This is a genomic window from Streptomyces sp. NPDC013457, assembly GCF_043089925.1.
Classification (GTDB): domain Bacteria; phylum Actinomycetota; class Actinomycetes; order Streptomycetales; family Streptomycetaceae; genus Streptomyces.
Window position 1 is genome coordinate 460,501 of sequence record NZ_JBICBL010000007.1, and the last position, 20,971, is coordinate 481,471.

Annotated in this window: 17 protein-coding genes; 8 read left to right on the forward strand and 9 right to left on the reverse strand. The window is 71.9% G+C overall.

Annotated elements, in window-relative coordinates:
* Positions 1 to 84: 84 nt before the first annotated feature.
* Positions 85 to 528: a hypothetical protein gene (locus tag ACF1G2_RS21660; RefSeq protein ID WP_391799818.1), complete on the reverse strand. Its 444-nt coding sequence runs from the start codon at positions 526 to 528 to the stop codon at positions 85 to 87.
* A 412-nt stretch (positions 529 to 940) separates the two neighbouring features.
* On the opposite strand from ACF1G2_RS21660, the gene ACF1G2_RS21665 reads away from it, so the two are divergent.
* From ACF1G2_RS21665 to ACF1G2_RS21680, 4 genes are read left to right on the forward strand one after another with little or no spacing between them, the layout of a single operon-like run.
* Positions 941 to 3,805, forward strand: a complete 2,865-nt coding sequence (locus ACF1G2_RS21665) for a nitrate- and nitrite sensing domain-containing protein (protein WP_391799819.1) — start codon at positions 941 to 943, stop codon at positions 3,803 to 3,805.
* Positions 3,802 to 4,242: a roadblock/LC7 domain-containing protein gene (locus ACF1G2_RS21670; protein ID WP_383291348.1), complete on the forward strand. Its 441-nt coding sequence runs from the start codon at positions 3,802 to 3,804 to the stop codon at positions 4,240 to 4,242. Before ACF1G2_RS21665 ends, ACF1G2_RS21670 begins: the two co-directional genes overlap by 4 nt.
* Before the next feature lie 14 nt (positions 4,243 to 4,256).
* Positions 4,257 to 4,769, forward strand: coding sequence for a DUF742 domain-containing protein (locus tag ACF1G2_RS21675; RefSeq protein ID WP_391799820.1), 513 nt, complete (start codon positions 4,257 to 4,259; stop codon positions 4,767 to 4,769).
* Positions 4,750 to 5,352 (forward strand): ATP/GTP-binding protein, encoded by a 603-nt coding sequence (locus ACF1G2_RS21680; RefSeq protein WP_391799821.1) that lies wholly within the window; start codon positions 4,750 to 4,752, stop codon positions 5,350 to 5,352. The genes ACF1G2_RS21675 and ACF1G2_RS21680 overlap by 20 nt, the downstream gene beginning before the upstream one ends.
* Before the next feature lie 68 nt (positions 5,353 to 5,420).
* On the opposite strand, the gene ACF1G2_RS21685 is transcribed toward ACF1G2_RS21680, so the two are convergent.
* The 3 genes from ACF1G2_RS21685 to ACF1G2_RS21695 all read right to left on the reverse strand — a co-directional run bounded on the left by ACF1G2_RS21685 (position 5,421) and on the right by ACF1G2_RS21695 (position 8,103).
* Positions 5,421 to 6,608, reverse strand: coding sequence for a lipid-transfer protein (locus ACF1G2_RS21685; RefSeq protein ID WP_391799822.1), 1,188 nt, complete (start codon positions 6,606 to 6,608; stop codon positions 5,421 to 5,423).
* Complete coding sequence (locus ACF1G2_RS21690) at positions 6,605 to 7,159, reverse strand: Zn-ribbon domain-containing OB-fold protein (RefSeq protein WP_391799823.1); 555 nt, start codon at positions 7,157 to 7,159, stop codon at positions 6,605 to 6,607. The genes ACF1G2_RS21685 and ACF1G2_RS21690 overlap by 4 nt, the downstream gene beginning before the upstream one ends.
* 134 nt (positions 7,160 to 7,293) lie before the next feature.
* Positions 7,294 to 8,103, reverse strand: coding sequence for a M15 family metallopeptidase (locus ACF1G2_RS21695; RefSeq protein ID WP_391799824.1), 810 nt, complete (start codon positions 8,101 to 8,103; stop codon positions 7,294 to 7,296).
* Here ACF1G2_RS21695 and ACF1G2_RS21700 point away from each other — a divergent pair.
* On the forward strand, positions 8,102 to 8,662 hold the full coding sequence (locus tag ACF1G2_RS21700; RefSeq protein ID WP_391799825.1) for an NUDIX domain-containing protein: 561 nt from the start codon (positions 8,102 to 8,104) through the stop codon (positions 8,660 to 8,662). The genes ACF1G2_RS21695 and ACF1G2_RS21700 overlap by 2 nt on opposite strands.
* A gap of 109 nt (positions 8,663 to 8,771) precedes the next feature.
* Here the strand turns inward: ACF1G2_RS21700 and ACF1G2_RS21705 are convergent, their stop codons facing one another.
* Positions 8,772 to 11,126: a TIM-barrel domain-containing protein gene (locus ACF1G2_RS21705; RefSeq protein WP_391799826.1), complete on the reverse strand. Its 2,355-nt coding sequence runs from the start codon at positions 11,124 to 11,126 to the stop codon at positions 8,772 to 8,774.
* 217 nt (positions 11,127 to 11,343) lie between these two features.
* On the opposite strand from ACF1G2_RS21705, the gene ACF1G2_RS21710 reads away from it, so the two are divergent.
* Positions 11,344 to 13,317 (forward strand): acetoacetate--CoA ligase, encoded by a 1,974-nt coding sequence (locus ACF1G2_RS21710; protein WP_391799827.1) that lies wholly within the window; start codon positions 11,344 to 11,346, stop codon positions 13,315 to 13,317.
* A 292-nt stretch (positions 13,318 to 13,609) separates the two neighbouring features.
* Here the strand turns inward: ACF1G2_RS21710 and ACF1G2_RS21715 are convergent, their stop codons facing one another.
* Together ACF1G2_RS21715 and ACF1G2_RS21720 are read right to left on the reverse strand one after the other, a co-directional pair.
* Positions 13,610 to 14,503, reverse strand: coding sequence for a 2-dehydropantoate 2-reductase (locus ACF1G2_RS21715; protein WP_391799853.1), 894 nt, complete (start codon positions 14,501 to 14,503; stop codon positions 13,610 to 13,612).
* Between the two features lie 71 nt (positions 14,504 to 14,574).
* Entirely contained in the window at positions 14,575 to 15,894 is a 1,320-nt protein-coding gene (locus ACF1G2_RS21720; RefSeq protein ID WP_391799828.1) for an aminotransferase class I/II-fold pyridoxal phosphate-dependent enzyme, read from the reverse strand.
* Positions 15,895 to 16,010: 116 nt separating this feature from the next.
* Here ACF1G2_RS21720 and ACF1G2_RS21725 point away from each other — a divergent pair, with 116 nt between their 5' ends.
* Together ACF1G2_RS21725 and ACF1G2_RS21730 are read left to right on the forward strand one after the other, a co-directional pair.
* Positions 16,011 to 17,225 carry an MFS transporter gene (locus tag ACF1G2_RS21725; protein ID WP_391799829.1) on the forward strand — a complete coding sequence of 405 codons (1,215 nt, stop codon included), beginning with the start codon at positions 16,011 to 16,013 and terminating at the stop codon, positions 17,223 to 17,225.
* A 22-nt stretch (positions 17,226 to 17,247) separates the two neighbouring features.
* The gene (locus ACF1G2_RS21730; protein ID WP_391799830.1) at positions 17,248 to 18,144 is read left to right on the forward strand and encodes a hypothetical protein; all 897 of its coding nucleotides are present in this window, start codon (positions 17,248 to 17,250) and stop codon (positions 18,142 to 18,144) included.
* A gap of 66 nt (positions 18,145 to 18,210) precedes the next feature.
* On the opposite strand, the gene ptsP is transcribed toward ACF1G2_RS21730, so the two are convergent.
* Both ptsP and ACF1G2_RS21740 read right to left on the reverse strand, forming a co-directional pair.
* Positions 18,211 to 19,881: a phosphoenolpyruvate--protein phosphotransferase gene (gene ptsP / locus ACF1G2_RS21735; protein WP_391799831.1), complete on the reverse strand. Its 1,671-nt coding sequence runs from the start codon at positions 19,879 to 19,881 to the stop codon at positions 18,211 to 18,213.
* 83 nt (positions 19,882 to 19,964) lie between these two features.
* The gene (locus tag ACF1G2_RS21740; protein WP_391799832.1) at positions 19,965 to 20,414 is read right to left on the reverse strand and encodes a PTS glucose transporter subunit IIA; all 450 of its coding nucleotides are present in this window, start codon (positions 20,412 to 20,414) and stop codon (positions 19,965 to 19,967) included.
* Positions 20,415 to 20,971 lie beyond the last annotated feature (557 nt).

The following is a 20,971-nucleotide window of genomic DNA, read 5'->3' on the forward strand; positions in this document are numbered from 1 at the left end:
GCCCGGCACCCAGGTGGGGTGCCGGGCCGCTCGCCGTCGCGCCTCGGACCGGGTCAACGGGCCCGAGGCTCACGCTCCGTGCCCTCAGGCAGCCTCGGACAGCGCTGGTGCTTCCGCCCGCCGTATCGGAGCGGCAGCCTCCTGGCCCGGATCGGCCTCCGCCGTCCGGGCGGCCTTCTCCGCCCGCCGCCGCTCGCGCCGCGACGTCCGAGCCGTACTGCTCGGCTCGGACACCACGCCGTTCCGCTGCTTCCAGACCTGGCGCGTCACCCACACGTCGAGGACGCCCCACGTCGCCACGACCGTGCTGCCGACCGTGGTCAGCAGCATCGGAAAGGCGAGCCACGAACCCGTGACCGAGCAGAAGAAGGCCACCACCGCCTGTATCAGTGTCACCGACGTGATCATCACGGCTCGTACGGCGGCGGTACGCACCGGATCCGGCAGACGACGCCGGCCCTTCTCGTCCTCCACCCACAACTGCCGCGCGGACCGCGCCTCGTACTCCATCGCTTCGTCACTCCCCACCGCTGAACGTCCCTCAGGGGTGGCTGCCCGTCTTGAGTGGCTTTACACGGACACACCCCTCCCCGCAGACAATGACGCTCGACGAGGGCAAAAGGTTTCCCCAGCTCCGTACCGGAACGAACACTTCTAGCCATCCCCATATCGGCCGCCCTCGCCCTCGGCCACGTGTCCTGCGCCACAGTGCCGAAGACCAACTCCCCGAATACCAGGACATCTCCTGATCAACGCTCACTCGGGAGGCTGAAAATCGCCCAGATGCGCCTTCGAGTTGGCTGTGATGCAGTAGTAGGCTCGCGCCGCCGTTTGTTGAAGCTGATGGTTGACGCCATGTGTTGACGCTGTGTGTTGACGCCGCGGCGTCGCAAGGGAGGACCTCCGCGCTGGGCGGAGGCCGGCCGAACTGGGGGAGGCCATGCGCTTTCGCGGGAAGTCCATCCGCCGGAAGATCGTGGCGTTGCTGCTCGTACCGCTCCTCTCCCTCACCGGGCTCTGGGGCTTCGCGACCGTCATCACCAGCCGTGAGGCCGACCAACTCCTCGACGTCGGCTACATCGTCGACAAGGTCGGCTACCCGATCGAGGACACCGCGCGCGTCCTCCAGAAGGAACGCCGCCAGTCGCTGGTCTACCTCGCCGACCCCCGCGCCTCGGACGCCCTCACCACCCTGCGCACGCAGCGCGAGTCGACCGACCGTCAGATCGCCCTCATCCGGCGGAACGCCGCCGAGTCCGGCGTACGGGGCGAGATGCGGCCCGTCGCCGCGCAGCGGCTCGACACCCTGCTCACCGCGCTCGACGGCCTCGACGCTCTGCGCCGCTCCGTGGAGAACCGCAGCATCGGCCGCATCCAGGCGCTCGACTTCTACAACCGCCTGGTCGACCCCTGCTACAGCTTCCTCACCACCCTCCACGCGCTCGAGAACGTGGAGATGGACAAGCAGGGCCGGGCGCTCGTCGGCGTCACCCGCGGCCGCGAGATGCTCGCGCGCGAGGACGCGCTCGTCGTCTCCGCGCTCATCTCCGAGCGCATCACGGCGGAGGAGCTCCGGCGGGTCGCCGATCTCATCGCCCAGCGCGACCTCTTCTACGACATGAACCTCGAAATCCTCCCCTCCGCCGAGCGCGAGAGGTTCGAGAGGTACTGGGGCAGCCCCGGCACCCAGACGCTGCGCCGGGCCGAGGAGGACCTGATCGCGGCGGGACCCACCCGGGACCCGCGCGTCGTCACCGCCGGTAGGTGGGAGCAGTGGGCCACTCCGGTCCTCGACGACCTCGCCCGGGAGAACACCGCTGCGGGCGACCGGTACCAGGACCGCGTCCAGCCCGCCGCCTACAGCGTGCTGCTCAAGGCCGGCGTCGCCGGCGTCCTCGGCTTCCTCGCGCTGCTCGTCTCCGTCGTCGTCTCCGTCCGCGTCGGCCGCGCTCTCGTACGCGACCTGCGCCGGCTCCGCAAGGAGGCACAGGAGGTCTCCGGTGTACGCCTGCCCAGCGTGATGCGCCGGCTCGCGGCCGGGGAACTCGTCGACGTCGAGACCGAGGTGCCGCATCTGCGGTACGAGGACGACGAGGTCGGCCAGGTCGGCCAGGCCCTCAACACCCTCCAGCGGGCCGCCGTCGAGGCCGCCGTCAAGCAGTCCGAGCTCCGCCGCGGTGTCTCCGAGGTGTTCGTCAACCTCGCGCGCCGCAACCAGGTCCTGCTGCACCGCCAGTTGACGCTGCTCGACACGATGGAACGGCGCACCGAGGACACCGAGGAACTGGCCGATCTGTTCCGGCTCGACCACATGACCACCCGCATGCGCCGCCACGCCGAGGGCCTGGTGATCCTCTCCGGCGCCGCGCCCTCCCGCCAGTGGCGCAAGCCCGTGCAGCTGATGGACGTGGTGCGCGCGGCCGTGGCCGAGGTCGAGGACTACGAGCGGATCGAGGTCCGCCGACTGCCCCGGCTCGGCGTCGGCGGCCCCGCCGTCGCCGACCTCACCCACCTCATCGCCGAACTCCTCGAGAACGCCACCGTGTTCTCGCCCCCGCACACCGCCGTGCAGGTCCTCGGCGAGCGGGTCGCCAACGGCTTCACCCTGGAGATCCACGACCGCGGCCTCGGCATGAATCCCGACCTGCTGCTCGACGCCAACCTCCGTCTCGCCGAGACCCCCGAGTTCGAGCTCTCCGACACCGACCGTCTCGGCCTCTTCGTGGTCAGCCGGCTCGCCCAGCGCCAGAACGTCCGGGTCTCGCTCCAGCCGTCGCCTTACGGAGGGACCACGGCGGTCGTGTTCATCCCGGCCGCCCTGCTCACCGACGCCCCCGAGACCGAGGGCTCGGGTTTCCGCCTGGACCGCGCGTCCACGGACCGGTCCCTGGACCGCGGACCGCAGGGCCGGCAGAGCGGCGCGGCCGACCAGCCGGGCCGCCGCCCCGCGCTCACCCAGGTGCCGGGCGGAGCGTCCACGACAGGCGGCTCCCGGCGCTCCGCGGGCTCCTCGCTCCTCGACGGGCCGCTCGACGCCTCGCTGGACGTGCCCCTCGACGGACCCGTCGAGCTCGAAGCGCCCCTCGGCGACTCCGGCTTCGACGAGCTGCTCGGCCCGTCCGCCGCGGACCTGGAGGACACCGAGAGCGAGCGCGGCGGCCTCTTCCGGCCCCGTGGCCACCGTCGCGGTCTCGCCCCCGCCCCGGGCGGCGAGCAGCACCAGCAGGCCCCGGACCAGTCCTCCGGCCGGGCCCAGGACCGCAGCGGCCCCGTGCCGCTGCCCCGGCGCCGTCCGCCCACGCTGGTCGTGGACCACGGCCGCCGGGTCGACGAGCCGGGCCGCGCCCACCCGAACTCCGCCGCCCCGGACGACGAGACACCGGCCCCGGGCACCCCGCCCACACTGGTGCCCGTACCGCCCGCGGGCCCGGTACCGCCGACCGGCCAGGTGCCGCCCTCGGGTCCCGTACCGCCGGTGGGTCCCGTACCGCCAGCCGGTGCCGGTCCCGGTGCCGGTCCCGTACCGCCCTCAGGGCCGGTGTCGTCGGACGGCCCCGCGCCGTTCGGGGGGCTGCCCCGCCGGGTCCGCCAGGCCAGCCTCGCGCCGCAGCTGCGTGGCACGGGCGACCGCACCGACACCGAGGCGACCCCGGGCTCCGCCGCCCCGGCCGCCACAGACTTCGAGCGAGACGCAGAGGAAGTGCGCAGCCGCATGGCATCGATGCAGCGCGGCTGGCAGCGCGGACGACAGCAGAACGCCGAGACCACAGCACCAGGAACGACACCCGAGGGGGACGGTCGATGACCGCACCGAACGCCGCAGCAACCCACACCTCCGGAGACGGCAACGGCGAGTTGAACTGGCTCCTCGACGAGCTGGTCCAGCGGGTCGGATCCATCCGCAAGGCCCTGGTGCTCTCCAGCGACGGACTCTCCACCGGCGCCTCCGCCGACCTGACCCGGGAGGACGGCGAGCACCTGGCCGCCGTCGCCTCCGGCTTCCACAGCCTCGCCAAGGGCGTCGGCCGCCACTTCGAGGCGGGCAAGGTGCGCCAGACCGTCGTGGAACTGGAGGAGGCGTTCCTCTTCGTCACGGCTGCGGGCGACGGCAGCTGCCTGGCCGTCCTGGCGGACGCCGACTCCGACGTCGGCCAGGTCGCCTACGAGATGACGCTGATGGTGAAGCGGGTCGGCATCCACCTGGGGACGGCGCCTCGCTCCGGGCTGTCCACCGGAGGGTGAGTTGGGGGGACTCCATGACTGAGGGCACGACTGAGGGCACGGCCGAGGGCACGGCCGATGCTGCGGCCGCGCGCCCGGCCGGGCAGCACCCGGCCGGGCGCGACGCCGAAGGCACCCGTGCCGCGGACTCCTGGGATCAGGCGCCGCAGCCCTCCCCCCACTGGTTCGACGACGAGGCCGGGCCGGTGGTCCGTCCGTACGCGATGACCCGAGGCCGGACCAGCGCCGCCACCCGGCACCGTCTCGACCTGATCGCCGTGGTGGTGCCCGAGCCCGCCGCCGACGACCCCGGCCGCGACCAGACGCTCTCCCCCGAACACGTGGAGATCGTCGAACGCTGCTCGGAGACGCCTCAGTCGATCGCCGAACTCGCCGCCGGACTCGACCTCCCGGTCGGTGTCGTCCGCGTCCTCGTCGGAGACCTCGTCGAGGACGAACTCGTCCATGTGACCCGCCCCGTTCCGCCGGCCGAGCTGCCGGACGTGAGCATTCTCCGCGAGGTGATCAATGGCCTTCGGGCGCTCTAGCCGCACCAAGCCGCTCGTCGAACCGGTGACCTTGAAGATCCTGGTCGCGGGCGGCTTCGGGGTGGGCAAGACGACTCTGGTCGGCACGGTCAGCGAGATCCGGCCGCTGCGCACCGAGGAGATCCTCAGCGAGGCCGGCCGGCCCGTCGACGATCTGCACGGGGTGGAGAACAAGTCGACCACCACGGTCGCCATGGACTTCGGCCGGATCACGCTCCGCGAGGATCTCGTCCTCTACCTGTTCGGCACGCCCGGCCAGGACCGTTTCTGGTTCCTCTGGGACGAGCTGGCCCAGGGCGCGCTCGGAGCGATCGTGCTCGCGGACACCCGGCGCCTGGAGGACAGCTTCGCGGCGATCGACTACTTCGAACGGCGCGGCATCCCGTTCACGGTCGCGGTCAACTGCTTCGAGGGCGCTCAGCGGTTCCCCGCGGAGACCGTGCGAGGGGCCCTCGACCTCGACCCCGAGGTCGAGCTGCTGATGTGCGACGCCCGCGACCGGGAGTCGGTGAAGAACGTGCTCGTGGCCGTCGTGCAGCACGCTCTGGTCCTCGCGGACCACGGAGCACCCATGACGACCTGACACCCGGCCGCGGAGCGCGCGCCGGACGTGCGGCACCGGATGCCCCACTGGGTGGCGGTGCCGTTGCCTCAACGCACCGCCACGACCGCCGATCCGTGCCCGAACAGCCCCTGGTTCGCGGTGATCCCGACCCGTGCCCCGGGTACCTGCCGGTTTCCCGCCGTGCCGCGCAACTGCCAGGTCAGTTCGCAGACCTGCGCGATGGCCTGGGCGGGCACAGCCTCGCCGAACGACCCCAGACCGCCGCTGGTGTTGACCGGGACGCGCCCGCCGAGGGCCGTGACCCCCTCCCGTACGAGCTTGGCGCCCTCGCCGGCCCCGCACAGACCGATGTCCTCGTACCACTCCAGTTCCAGCGCCGTCGACAGGTCGTACACCTCCGCGAGCGACAGGTCCTCCGGTCCGATCCCGGCCTCCTCGTACGCGGCGCGTGCGATCGACGCGCGGAAGGAACGAGGCGCGGGGGAGACGGCCGCCGCTGAGTCGGTCGCGATGTCGGGGAGGTCGAGGACCGCCTTCGGGTACGTCGGTGTGACGGTGGAGACGGCCCGGACACGGACGGGATCCCGGTGCCCGTGGCGACGGGCGAACTCCATGCTGGAGAGCACCAGCGCCGCGCCCCCGTCCGAGGTCGCGCAGATGTCGAGCAGCCGCAGCGGATCGGCGACGACGGCCGAGGCCGCGACCTCGTCGACGCTCACCGCCTTGCGGTAGCGGGCCAGCGGATTGAGAGCCCCCGCGGCCGCGTTCTTCACCTTCACCTGGGCGAAGTCGTCGACGGTGTCCCCGTACAGGGCCATACGGCGACGGGCGTAGAGCGCGAAGTACGCGGGGTTGGTCGCCCCGAGGAGCCGGAAGCGAAGCCAGTCGGGGTCGTCGGGCCGCTCACCGCCCGCGGGGGCGAAGAAGCCCTTGGGGGCGGAGTCCGCGCCGACGACGAGCACCACGTCCGCCAGGCCGGCGAGGATCTGTGCGCGTGCGGTGGAGACGGCCTGCGCGCCGGAGGCGCAGGCCGCGTACACGCTGGTGACGCGCGCCCCCTGCCAGCCGAGCGCCTGTGCGAACGTCGCTCCCGCCACATAGCCGGGATACCCGCACCGCATCGTGTTCGCGCCGACCACCGAACCGACGTCCCGCCAGTCGAGCCCGGCGTCCGCGAGCGCGGCACGCGCCGCCGCCGTCCCGTACTCGACGAAGCTGCGCCCCCACTTGCCCCAGGGGTGCATCCCGGCACCCAGCACGGCGATGTCGTTCATGACCGCCCCTCCGTCCCGTCCGCTCCGCGCGCGTGCACGGGTCGCCAGTGCCAGGTGGTCCAGGTGTGCTCGTCGTCCTCGTCGAGAACCCCTGGCACCAGCTCGACCTCCATCCCGACGGCGAGGTCCCCGGTCCGCACCCCCGGCGCCCCCTGACCGAGCACCACCATCGCCTCGGTCTCCAGCTCGACCGCGATCAGGGTGTACGGGTCCCAGGGCGCGTCGGGATCGGAGACGTACGGCGCCGGCGGGCGGTAGCGGCCGTCGGTGAACGACCACACGCGGCCCCGCCGCGAGAGCGGGGTCTCGACGAGCTCGCCCCCGCCGGGGCAGCCGGGGTTACGGCACCAGGAGTCCTCGCGCGGGAAGAAGACCGAGGCGCAGGCCGTACAGCGGGTGCCGAGGAGCCGGAACCCGCCCTCTTCGCCGGTTCCGTCAGGGCAGGGTGATTCACCGCTGTCACCGCCACTGTCGTCCGTGAACCATCCGGCCACCACCGGCCTGCGCGTCCGTGCCACGACGACCCTCCCCGACTCCGGGACCACTCTCATCTGACGAAGCGTCAGAAAGTTTGCCATGGATGCCGCGAGCTGAGAACCGTACGGACCTTTATCGCGTCCCTACGTACGGAACGGGCGGCCGGGACCCACGGGGGTGGTCCCGGCCGCCCGTCACCCTCGGGGCATCAGTGCCCGGCCACCGATCTCCGCGCCACCGGAAAGTCGAAGAACGTGCCGGGGAACGGCTCGGGCTTGAAGGTGAAGTGCCACCATTCCTCGGGCAGATTCACGAAGCCCTGCTCGGCCAGCGTCCCCTTCAGCAGCTGCCGGTTGGCCCGCTGGACACCCTGGATCCGGGGGTCGTCGGTGTGAGAGAGCGTGTCGAAGCAGTCGAAGCCCGTACCCATGTCGACGGAGTTGTCCGGGAACCGCTCGTTCCGCGGGGCGGAGCAGTCCACGAGCTTCTCGCCCGGAACATAGGGGCGGGTCCGCGCGGCAGGCAGCCGCACGAGCGTCACGTCGAGGGTCGAACCGCGGCTGTGCCCGGACTTCTCGGCGATGTAACCGTCTTCGAACAGCCTCGACTTGTCGACTCGTGGATAGAACTCCTTCTTCATCCGCTCGTCGGTCAGATCCTGGGCCCACCGCACGAAGTGGTCCACGGCACGCTGCGGCCGGTAGCAGTCGTACACCTTCAGCGAATAGCCCCGCGCGAGGAGACTCACCTGCGCACGGTGCAGAGCCTCGGCCGCGGGACGCGTCAGGATGCAGAGCGGCTGCCGATAGCCGTCGACCGGCTCGCCCACGAAGTTGTGCTCCGTGGTGTAGCGCATCTCCTGAATGATCGTCCGGTCCACCGAACTCAGCGCCACGAACTCCTTGGGCGCCTTCGGCTCCGGTCTGGCCTGCGCGGACGGTACGGCGGCGGTGGCGGCCAGCAGGCCGGCGGCCGCCGACACGGCGAGTCCGCGGAGAACGGAAGCAAGTCCTGTCATGTGCACCGTCTATCAGGTTCACGGGGCACGGGAAAGGGTGATCGCGTACGGTCCTGACGTGAAGGACTCCTACTGCTCCAGCTGCGGCACCCGATACGCCGAGGCCGCCGACTGGCCCCGCGCCTGCGCCGCGTGCGGCGCGGTCGCCTATCGCAACCCGCTGCCCGTCGCCGTCACCCTGCTTCCCGTCACCGACGAGCAGGGGAGCGGCCTCGTCGTCATCACCCGCACGATCGAGCCCGCCCGGGGCGAGGTCGCCCTCCCCGGCGGCTTCATCGACCACGCCGAGGACTGGCGGGACGCCGTGGTCCGCGAACTGCGTGAGGAGACGGGAATCGAGGCGTCGGCCGAGGACGTCCGGCTCGCCGACGCGCTCAGCTCCCCGGGCGGACACCTGCTGCTCTTCGGCCTCCTCCCGGCCCGAGCCGTCGCCGAACTCCCGCCCTCGGCACCCACGGACGAGACGACCGGCTGGCACGTCCTCCGCGTGCCGGCGGTCCTGGCGTTCCCCTTGCACACGGAGGCGGTACGGCGCTGGTTCGCCGGGGCGTACGCCTGACGGGACGGCTCCGGGTCATCGGATCCCGGATGCCGGATCACGGATGTTGGATCCAACATCCAACATCCAATATCCGTGATCCGATGTCCGGTCGCCGTCCCTCGCGTCCCTACTCCTTCAGCCCCCGCACCCGCACCGGCAGCTCCACCTCGGCCGGCCCCTCGTCCGTCACGCGCTCCACCACCACCCGGCCGCCCACGAGCCGCGACGCGTAGCGCTCGATCTCGGCCGCCTCCCACCCGTCGCCGGTGTCCCGTACGACGAGCCCACCGCCGGTCCGTCCGGCGGCCGGAGCCCACACCTCCAACTCCAGCCCACCGTCCTCTCCCTGGACGGGAACCACCGCCCCCGCCCGCGCGAGCACAGGGATACGGCACAGCGGCGCGTCGAGCAGGACCTGCCCCGGCCCGTCGTACGCCCGACCCGTCGCCGTGTCGTACCAGCGCCCCCGCGGCAGCCGCACCGCCCGCCGGTCGGCGCCCCCCGAGAGCACCGGCGCGACCAGCAGCGCGTCGCCCACCAGGAAGGCGTCCTCGCAGTCCCGCAGCGCCCGGTCCTCCGGCGCGCCCCACCACACGGGCCGGATGTACGGCGCCCCGGTCAGCCGCGCGAGCTGGGAGAGGGTGACGAAGTAGGGCCGCATCCGCTCCCGCTCGGCGAGAGCCACGCGCGCGTGCTCCAGAACCTCCGGACCGAACTCCCACGGCTCTCGGCGCCCCGCGTCGATCGCCGCGTGCGTCCGGAACAGCGGCATCCACGCCCCCAGCTGGAACCAGCGCAGGAACAGTTCGGGCGACGGACTGCCGTCGAAGCCGCCCACATCCGGCCCCGAGTACGGCACCCCGCACAGGCCCAGTCCCAGGACCAGCGAGAGGGACGCCCGCAGCCCGGGCCACCCGGTCGACACGTCGCCCGACCAGGTCCCGCCGTACCGCTGCATGCCCGCCCACCCCGAACGGGAGAAGAGGAAGGGCCGCTCCTCCGGCCGCAGCCTGCGCAGCCCCTCATAGCCGGCCCGCGCCATGGTCAGCCCGTACACGTTGTGCGCCTCGCGGTGGTCCCCGCCCCGCCCGTCGAGGACGTGCCGGGCCGAGCGCGGCAGTGTCTGGTCGCCGAAGGGGGAGAAGGAGACCGGCTCGTTCATGTCGTGCCAGACACCCGAGAAGCCCTGCGCGAGCCGCTCCTCGTACAGCCCGCCCCACCACTCCCGCACGGCCGCGTCCGTGAAGTCCGGGTACGCGCAGTCACCCGGCCAGACCACCCCGTGGACCTCCTCGCCCCGGGCGTCGCGGACGAACGCCCCGACCGCCGCCCCGGAGTCGTACACGGCGTTCCCCGGCTCCGCCTTCACCGCGGGATCGACGATCGACACCAGCCGTACGCCCTGCTCCCGCAGCTCCTCCGCGAGCCCCGGCAGATCGGGGAACCTCTCGCGGTCCACCGTGAACACCCGGTGCGCGTCGTAGTGGTCGATGTCCAGATGCAGTACGGACAGCGGCAGACCGCGGTCGCGGTACCCGCCCACCACGCGCCGTACCTCCTGCGCGCTGCCGAACCCCCACCGCGCGTGCTGCGGACCCAGCGCCCAGGACGGCGGGAGCGCCGGAGCGCCCGTGAGGGCCGCCCAGCCGTGGAGCACGCGCGCGGGGGTGCCGACCACCACCCAGCAGCGCAGCGGCCCGCCGCTCATCCGGACCTCGCACGTCCCCGGCCGGTCGTGTCCGGACCCGGCCCCCTCCTCACCTTCGGTGAGGGTGACGTGGCCGTCCCAGGAGTTGTCGTGGAACGCCAGATGCGTCCCCGCGTCCGCGACGACGAACTGCACCGGCATCGTGATGTACAGCGGATCGTCGCCGGGCTGGAACCTCCCCTTGGGGTCGGTGTTCCACAGCCGGTACGTACCGTCCCGCAGGCGGGGCCCCGCCGACCGCCCGCCGAGGCCGAAGAACCGGGCGTCCGCCGGCACCTCGCTGCGCTGCACCCAGCGTGCGGGTCCCCCCGACACCGGCTCCCACCAGCGGGGCGGCAGGTCCCGGCGCAGCACCACCCCACCGGGCGTGCGGATCTCCACCGCGCCGTGCCGGGACACCGCGACCGTCACCCGCTCCGACACCACCCGCCAGCCGCCGTCGGTGTCCGGCTCCAGCTCGGCCCGCGGGTCGGGCTCGGGCGCCTCGCCGGTCAACGCGTACGACGGAAGCGGCTCGGCCCCGTCCCAGCCCCAGAAGACCGTGCCCCCGGCCGACACCCGGATCCGCAGCTCCGAACGGGCGAACCGGACGATCCCGCCACCCGGCATGGGCTTCGCCTCGCCCACCGGCCCCGGCACCCGGGCCCGCTCCGCCCCTCTCGGCGGCAGCCCCCACGCATCGGTCCGACGCTGCCGCCACGCCGACCGCACCGCCCGCAACCCCTGCACCGATCCGAACACCCTCACCGAACGCACCAGCTCACGACCGTCCATGCAGCTCACCCTGCCATTCGCCAGGGCCGGCGCGCGGTTCGTTCAACTGCCGTTCACCCGTGGTGGGAGCACATATTCAACGGTCCGACCATGGGCGGGGAGCCCTGGTGCGAAGGACGATCACATGGCATCGTCCCTGTCAGCCGCGTCACGCGCACACCCCAGCACGTGCGCGCGACACACGCAGACCCGCGTAACGCCCAGGGAGAGCCGCCCCATGACATCAGCCCACACCGAGCCGCTCTGGCAGCCGGACGAGGAACGCATCGCCGCCGCCGCGGTCACCCGTTTCCAGGCCTGGGCCGCCGAGCGCCACGGAGCCCCGTCCGAGGGCGGTTACCCGGCCCTGCACCGGTGGTCGGTCGACGAGCTGGAGTCGTTCTGGCAGGCCGTCGCCGAGTGGTTCGACATCCGGTTCTCCACGCCGTACGAGCGTGTCCTGGGCGACCGGTCGATGCCCGGCGCCGAGTGGTTCCCGGGGGCCCGCCTCAACTACGCCGAGCACGCCCTGCGCGCCGCCGAGGAGCGCCCCCACGACACCGCCCTGCTCCATGTGGACGAGACACATGAACCCCGCCCGACCACCTGGGCCGAGCTGCGTCGCCAGGTCGGCTCCCTCGCCGCCGAGCTGCGCGCCCTGGGCGTACGACCGGGCGACCGCGTCAGCGGATACCTTCCCAACATCCCCGAGGCCGTCGTCGCCCTCCTCGCCACGGCCGCCGTCGGCGGCGTCTGGACCTCCTGCGCGCCCGACTTCGGCGCGCGCAGCGTCCTGGACCGCTTCCAGCAGGTCGAGCCGGTCGTCCTGTTCACCGTCGACGGCTACCGCTACGGCGGCAAGGAGCACGACCGGCGCGACACCGTGACCGAGCTGCGCGCCGAGCTCCCGACGCTCCGCGCCGTGGTCCACATCCCGCTCCTCGGCACCGAGACCCCCGAAGGGGCGCTGGCCTGGGCCGACCTGACGGCGGCCGACGTGGAACCGTTCTTCGAGCAGGTCGACTTCTCCCACCCCCTCTGGGTGCTGTACTCCTCCGGCACCACCGGCCTGCCCAAGGCCATCGTGCAGTCCCAGGGCGGCATTCTCGTCGAGCACCTGAAGCAGCTGGGGCTGCACTGCGACCTCGGCCCCGAGGATGTGTTCTTCTGGTACACCTCCACGGGCTGGATGATGTGGAACTTCCTCGTCTCCGGCCTGCTCACGGGCACCACGGTCGTCATCTACGACGGCAGCCCCGGCTACCCCGACACCGGCGCCCAGTGGCGCGTCGCCGAACGGACCCGGGCGACGCTGTACGGCACCTCCGCCGCGTACGTCATGGCGTGCGCCAAGGCCGACGTCCACCCGGGCCGGGACTTCGACCTCTCGACGATCAGGTGCGTGGCGACCACCGGTTCCCCGCTGCCGCCCGACGGATTCCGCTGGCTCCGCGACGAGGTGCGCGAGAACCTCTGGATCGCCTCGGTCAGCGGAGGCACGGACGTCTGCTCCTGCTTCGCCGGAGCGGTCCCGACCCTCCCGGTCCACATCGGCGAGCTCCAGGCCGCCGGTCTCGGCACGGACCTCCAGTCCTGGGACCCCTCCGGCAAGCCCCTGATCGGCGAGGTCGGCGAACTCGTCGTCACCAACCCGATGCCGTCCATGCCGATCCGCTTCTGGAACGACCCGGACGGCGCCCGCTACCGCGACAGCTACTTCGAGATGTTCCCGGGCGTCTGGCGCCACGGCGACTGGATCACGATCACCGACCACGGCTCGGTCGTCATCCACGGCCGTTCCGACTCCACCCTGAACCGGCAGGGCGTACGGATGGGCAGCGCCGACATCTACGAGGCCGTCGAACGCCTCCCGGAGATCCGCGAATCCCTCGTCATCGGCCTCGAAGAGCCCGACGGCGGCTACTGGATGCCGCTCTTCGTCCACCTCGCGGACGGCGCGACCCTGGACGAGGCGCTGGTCGGCCGCATCAAGCAGACGATCCGTACCGAACTCTCCCCGCGCCACGTCCCCGACGACATCATCGCGGTGCCCGGCGTCCCCCACACCCTCACGGGCAAGCGCATCGAGGTCCCCGTCAAGCGACTCCTCCAGGGCACCCCGATGGCCAAGGCGGTCAACCCGGGCTCGGTCGACAACCTCGACCTGCTGCACTTCTACGAGGAGGTCGCCCGCAAGCGGGCCGCCGAGTGAGCCCCCGGCGGGGGGAGCGGCCCAGCGGCTCACCTCCCCCCGCCGTCACGTCGAGCCCCTCAGCGGCTGTGGTGACATCGGCCGCTGATCCTTTGGTGCGTGCGCGTCGGCGGTGCAACGCCTGGTCGACGGCGATGGCAACCGACTCGGCGGTGGCGCAGACACGCTCGGGGGATCCCTTGTGCGTCGCCGAGCGCCATACCCGTTCGATGTCGCTGAGCGGGGGCTTCGGGGCGGGATACACCCGCAATCCACGAGCGCGTCGAACCCACCGGCGCCAGGGCAGGGGACGCTATGAAGCGCTCCCCGGTGCGCTCACAGCTTCCAGCAGCGCGGTGACGGTCTCGTTGTACGGGGTGGGGATGCCGAGGCGGATGCCCGCGCGCACCACCGCGCCGTTGCGGGCGTCGTACTCCATCTCCCGGCCTGCCAGGCGGTCCCACAGCATGCTGCTGCCGGACTCGGGCGGCATCGCTCGCAACCGGGCGATGACCTGGTCGGCCAGGTCATCGGGAAGTCGCGCGCCCGACGCGGCGGCGACCTGTCGTGCCTCCTCCACCAGCGCCCGTCCCAGCCGGGCGATGCGCGGACTGGTGAAGACAGGCATCCGTTGCATCGTCAGCGCGGTGACAGCGCCGTTCGCCGCGTTCAGGCACAGTTTCGCCCAGGCGGCGGTGACGAAGTCGTCGACCGACGTGACCTCGATGCCGCTGCCCTGGCACAGGGCCACGAAGTCGGCGCCGTCATCGTCCTCAGGCACGGTGAGCCGTGGCCGGCCGAACAGCCTTACGTGGCCGCGGCGCTGCGACTCGGCCGAGATCTCCACCACGGCCGGAAGGACGCGGGCGGCGCCCACCAGCGGTGCGACGCGTTCACGGTGCTCCACGCCGTTCTGCAGCACGACGACCCGGGTGCCGTCACCGCACAGTCGGCTGAGCCACGGGCCCGCCGCGGCCGTCTGGTATGCCTTGGTCGCCAGCACCACCCACTCCACCGCGGACACCTCGGCGGGGTCGACCACCTCGGGAATCGACGCCTCGTGAGCCGACCCGTCGGGCCGTATGACGCGCAACCCACCCAGCGGCGAACGCACGCAAGCGGTCACCTCCACACGCCCGGTCGACATCAGCCCCGCGGCCACAACGCCGCCCACCGCTCCCACACCCACGACCGCAACCTGTGTCATGTCCACCGAGCCTACCGAGGCCAAGATCGACCCGAACTACACTGAACGGCAGCGCATATCACCGAGACCGGCTAGCCCTCGTACGTCGCCTGTGCCTCTCCCAGTACCTCCGCGAAGTCCGAGGCCAGTCGCTCCGCGGCCGCCGTCTCCAGGGCCGCCGTCGTGATCCGTACCGCGGTCGGTGACGCGATCCGGAAGCGCGCCCCGGCGGCGACCCACCAGCCGCGCGTCCGCAGCCCGTTGACCACCGCCGACTCGTCCCGTACCGGCACCCACACGTTCAGCCCGTTCGCGCCGACCGACCGGATGCCGTACGAGCCGAGCGCGCCGATCAGCGCCCGCCGCCGCTCCGCGTACGCGGCCTCCCCGGACGCCACCAGACGGGCGACCGCCGGGTCGGAGAGCAGCCCGACGACCGTCTCCTGAAGGATGTGGCTGACCCAGCCCGAGGTCATGAGCATCCGGCCGTCGTGCCGCGCCAGCGTCACCGGGTCGCCGGCGAGCCCCGCCCACCGCAGGTCGATGCCCAGCCGCTTGGAGACCGTCCGTACCTGCGCCCATCGCTCGAGGCCCGCGGCGGCCAGCGTCGGCGCCTCGGGTCCGGCGATCTGCGCGTCGTAGTCGTCCTCGACGACCAGGACCTCGGGGAACTCCCTCAGCATCGCGGCCAGTTCGTCCCGCCGCGCGATCGAGAACGACGCCCCGGTCGGGCACTGCGCGCGCGGGCTGCAGACCAACGCCCGTACCCCGGCTCGCAGCGCTGCCCGCAGGCCCTCAGGCGTCACACCCTCCTCGTCCACGGTGACCGGCACCATCCTCAGACCCAATGCGGTCACCAGGTCGAGGAGATGGTGGAACCCGGGATCCTCCACGGCCACCGCGTCGCCCGGACGTAGCTCGACGGAGAGCAGGCGGGCGATGCAGTCGAGCGCCCCGTGGGCGAACGTCACGCGCTCCGCCGGCACGCCGTCGCGGGCGAACCAGTCTCCGGTCAGCTCTTCGAGGGCAGTGAGCCGGGGCGCGGCGCGGTGCGAGCCGTACACCGGGCGGATCTCCGCCGGGGGGCGCAGGACCGGCAGGAAGGCGGGGTCGGGCAGGCCGCTGGCGAGGTCCACCAGGCCCGCCGGGACCTTGGGGGGCCGCCGCGATGCGGCCGATGCCGCCTCCGCGACCACCGTGCCGCCCCGGCCTCGCGTGACCACCAGGCCTCGCCGCCGCAGCTCCTTGTACGCCGTCGCTACCGTGCCGGCGCTCACGCCGAGCTCGTCCGCCAGCCGCCGTACGGGAGGCAGCGCGAGGCCCGCGGCGAGCTCGCCCTCGGTCACGCCGCGCTCGACGGACGCGGCAATCCCCTTGGCCGTCGTCCCCTGAATCGAATATTGTGTTGCCACGTACTGAACTATGTATCAATACAATACTCAGGTCAAGGGGGAACCGAGTGAGCCGCCGGACTTCATGGCACAGCACCGTTCTCAAGCGCATACCCGGCGGCCGCGACGGCCGCCGCATGCTCCTCGTGAGCATCATCGACAAGACCGGCACCGGCCTCTGGGCCGGCTGCACCGTCCTCTACTTCACCTACGTCTCCGGCCTCGGCCTCGGCCAGGTCGGCCTCCTCATGACCGTCTCCGGCGGCGTCGGCATCGCCGGCGCCCCCATCGCCGGCCGCCTCGCCGACCGCTTCCCCCTCGTCCGGCTCATCGTCGGCGCCCAACTCATGCGCGGCGCCGCCCTCCTCGCCCTCCTCACCACCGACAACTTCTTCCTACTGACGCTCTACTCCGCCCTCGGCGCCCTCCCCGACCGCGCCGGCAGCGTCCTCATCAAGCTCTACGCGGCCCGCCAGGCCGGGCCCGACCGCGTCCGCTACCAGGCCATCCAGCGCACCACCGTCAACATCGGCTGGTCCATCGGCGGCCTCGGCGCCGCCGCCGCACTCGCCACCGGCAGCACGCGCGCCTACGCCCTGCTCCTCGTCGGCAACGTACTCACCTACCTCGTCATCGCAGCCCTCACCCTGCGCTGCGCCGAACCCCCCGCCCCCTCACGCGTCGCCGCCACCTCCCGAACCGCCGAGGACCACGCCCCCGCCCGGCCCGCGAGCCCCTGGCGCGACCGCACCTTCCTCGCCTACACGGCCACCGACGCCGCCCTCTTCCTCGACGACACGATCCTCCAGGTCGCCGTCCCCCTCTGGATCGTCCATGCGACCACCGCCCCCGTCGGGCTGGCGCCGCTGCTGCTCGTGCTCAACACCGTCCTGGTCGTCCTCTTCCAGGTCCCGCTCGCCCGCTTCGGCGCCACCACCCCGGCCGCCCGGCGCCTCCTCGTCCCCCTCTCCGGCCTCCTCTTCGCCGGCACCCTCGCCCTCGCTGCCTCGGCCACCGGCGGCAGCGCCCTCGCCATCACGGCACTCGTCGCCGGCGTCATCGCCTTCACCTTCGCCGAGATCATCCACGCGACCGCCTCCTGGGAACTCTCCGTCGCCCTCGCCCCGGCGGAAGCACAGGGCGCCTACCTCGGCGTGCACGGACTCGCCCAGTCCAGCCAGCGCTTCGCAGGTCCCCTCCTCGTCGCCGGCGTCATCTCCGCCGGCGCCCTCGCCTGGCCCCTCCTCGGCCTCGGCCTCGTCGCCGCGGGCGCCGCACAGCACCGCGTCATCCGCGGACGCCTCACCAAACCGTCACTGTCAGTGCCGACGGTTACGGTGAGTGAGCACTGATCGACAGCGCTCAGGGGGAGACATGACCAAACCCGGCACCACCACATCCATGCGCCGCGCCCTGCGCCGCGAAGTCCCCAGCACCGTCGGCCTCCTCGCCGACGCCGACGACTTCACCGCCATGCGCCGGTACGCCACCTTCGCCTTCGACGACCACACGGCCTACCTCCGCCAGGTCGAAGGCCTCCTCAAGTCCCTCGCCACCCAGGGCGGACACACCACGGTCGCCCTCTTCGACCCCGAGGAGTACGCGGCCTACTGCGAGGACAACGGGATCGACCCCGACAACCCCGCCAGCCGCAGCCGCTACACCGCCGGCCTGGCCGCCACAGGCGCCCTCGTCGCGTACACCGGACAACCCATGACCACCCTCGTCCCCACCCTCATCGACACCGCCGTCCGCCTCGCCACCTGGGAGTACGCCTCCACACTCCTCGCCGACGCCGGAGACTGCGCCGCCTGCGGACAGGACATCGGCCGAGCCGCCTTCTCCCACGCCGCACGCCTGCTCACCCGGCTCCTCGAAGCCGCCGACCCCGGCAGCCACCACGTCGTGTGCAGCGTCCCCATCCCCGACGAGCACCTCCTCGCCGTGGTCCACGCGACCCGCGCCGCAGAAGGACCCGCCCACCTCGACAGCGGCGAAGCAGCCGAGTTCGCCACCGTCCTCGCCGCCGGCATCGCCCTCGACAGCTCCGGGGGAGTGGTCCTGCGCACCACGAGCCCGGGAGAGCCCGACCGCCTCCACGGCTGGCGCCTCACCGCAGGGACCCTCCACCCCCTCACCGAAGCAGAGGTCTTCAGCGCCTACTGCACCGACGCCCGCACCGGAGAGCCGATCGCCCCGGAGCCCGGCGTCGAATACCGGGCCGGCTTCGCCCTCGCCCCCGACGAGGACGACTGGCCCTCCCACCACTGACACAGAAGGGGCTCCCCGCCACATCCGTGACGGGAAGCCCCTTCAAGACCTACGAACGAACCGGGATCACTCCCCGGACAGCACCGCCTGCGCGGCGACCCGGGCCTCCTCGGCCGTGTCGGCGGCCCGAGCCGCGGCGGCGGCCCGCTCGCACTGAGCCAGCGTGTACTTCGCGAGCGTCGCCCGCACATAGGGGATGGACGCCGCACCCATCGACAGAGAGGTGACACCCAGACCCGTCAGCACACAGGCCAGCAGCGGATCCGAAGCGGCCTCACCACAGACACCACAGCTCTTGCCCTCGGCCTTGGCCGCCTCGGCGGACAGCGCCACCAGGTCGAGCAGCGCCGGCTGCCACGGATCCTGCAGCCGCGACACCGCACCGACCTGACGGTCGGCGGCGAAGGTGTACTGCGCGAGGTCGTTGGTACCGAGCGACAGGAACTCCACCTCCTGCAGGATCGAACGAGCCCGCAGAGCCGCAGAGGGGATCTCCACCATCGCACCGAACTTCGCCTGCAACCCCGCCTCACGGCACGCGTCGGCGAACGCCTTCGCATCCGTACGGTCGGCCACCATCGGCGCCATGACCTCGAGGTACACCGGCAGACCCTCGACGGCCTTCGCCAGCGCGGTCAGCTGCGTCCGCAGCACATCCGGATGGTCGAGCAGCGACCGCAGACCACGCACGCCCAGCGCCGGGTTCGGCTCGTCCGCCGGCGTCAGGAAGTCGAGCGGCTTGTCCGCACCGGCGTCCAGCACCCGCACGACGACCCGGCCCTCGGGGAAGGCCTCGAGCACCTTGCGGTACGCCTCGACCTGCTTCTCCTCCGAGGGAGCCTTCTTGCTGTCGTCCAGGAAGAGGAACTCCGTACGGAACAGACCGACGCCCTCCGCACCGGCCTCCACCGCGGCCGGTACGTCCGCGGGACCACCGACGTTGGCGAGCAGCGGCACCTTGTGCCCGTCCGAGGTCGCGCCCGGACCACTGGACGCGGCCAGCGCGGCCTTGCGCGCCGCGGCGGCCTCGGTCAGCCGCGCCTTCCGCTCCTCCGTCGGGTCCACGAAGAGCTCGCCGGTGGAACCGTCCACCGCGATGACCGTGCCCTCACCGATCTCGCCCGCACCCGGAAGCGCCACCACGGCCGGCACACCGAGCGCCCGCGCGAGGATCGCGCTGTGGCTGGTCGGCCCGCCCTCCTCGGTCACGAAGCCGAGCACCAGCGCCGGGTCGAGCAGCGCCGTGTCCGCCGGAGCCAGGTCCCGCGCGATCAGCACGTACGGCTCGTCGCTGTCCGGCACACCCGGCATGGGCACACCGAGCAGACGCGCGACGATTCGGTTCCGCACGTCGTCCAGGTCGGCCACGCGCCCGGCCATGTACTCACCCGCGCCCGCGAGCAGCTCGCGGTAGTGGGAGAACGCGTCGTAGATACCGCGCTCGGCGGTGCTGCCGACCGCGATCCGGCGGTCGACGTCGGCGATGAGCTCGGGGTCCTGGGCGATCATCGCCTGGGCCTCCAGCACATGCTGAGCCTCACCGCCGGCCAGATTGCCGCGCGCGATGAGGTCGGCGGCCACAGCCTCCACGGCCTGGCGGGCGCGCCCCTGTTCGCGCTCCGCCTCCCCGGCGGAAATCTGCTTGGCCGGCGGTTCGAGAACCGCCGTGCCCATGTGCCGGACCTCGCCGATCGCCACTCCGTGGCTGACGCCGACGCCTCGCAGCGTTGTCTCCATCTCACCCGTCTCCGATAGAGCGGCGGCACCCGGCCGCCGCGATGAATGTCGAACTCGTGGTCGTCACGAGGACGAAGCCGACCTCAGTTCCAGCTGAAGAGCTGGTCGTCGGCCTTCACGTCGCCGCTGTCGACGACATCGGAGAGGGAGTCGGCCGTGGCCTCCAGGGCCACGACGGGGCAGATCGGGGACTTGCCTGCGGCCTCGACCTCGGCGGGGTTCCAACGGACGACGGCCTGTCCCCGCGTCACGGTGTCGCCCTTGCTGACGAGCAGCTCGAAGCCCTGGCCGTTGAGCTGGACGGTGTCGATGCCGAGGTGCGTCAGCACCCCGTGTCCCTCGCTGTCGACGACGACGAACGCGTGCGGGTGCAGAGAGACGATGACGCCGTCGACCGGCGAAACGGCCTCGGACGGCTCACGTACGGGGTCGATGGCGGTGCCGGGACCGACCATCGCGCCGGAGAAGACGGGGTCGGGTACTGCGGCGAGACCGATGGCGCGTCCAGCAAGCGGCGACGTCACGGTGGTCATGGGAAGCCTCCCAGGGGCGGAGATGGTGTGGCGCCGTCACTGCCTGTCCTGGACGGCGTACTGTTCAGAAGCGTATGTCATGGGTAGTCCCGGTTCCGCACGAGACGTACCAGTTGGCGGACCTAGGACTACCCGGAAACGATTTGCCTCTACTGACGGTGGGATGTACTGTCGTACTCCTGCCTGACCCCAACGCGACTTTGAGTCGTGGGTCGGCAGCACCTATCAAGCCAGATCCTAACCCCAGTGGTCTACACCTCTGCATGCCCGCAGGGGAGTGGTCAGGGGGAGCGAAAAAGCCTGGTAGTGTTTGACCCCGCCGCAAGGGAAAGCGCGAAAAGCGAATTCCCGAAACGGCAGCCCGCTCCAGCGGGTGGCAGAAACGGAAAACGGATCTGCTAAGCTGGAAACACGAAAGACCGAAGGGAAAAGCCCGGAGGAAAGCCCGAGAGGGTGAGTACAAAGGAAGCGTCCGTTCCTTGAGAACTCAACAGCGTGCCAAAAATCAACGCCAGATTAGTTGATACCCCGTCCATCTTCGGATGGTCGAGGTTCCT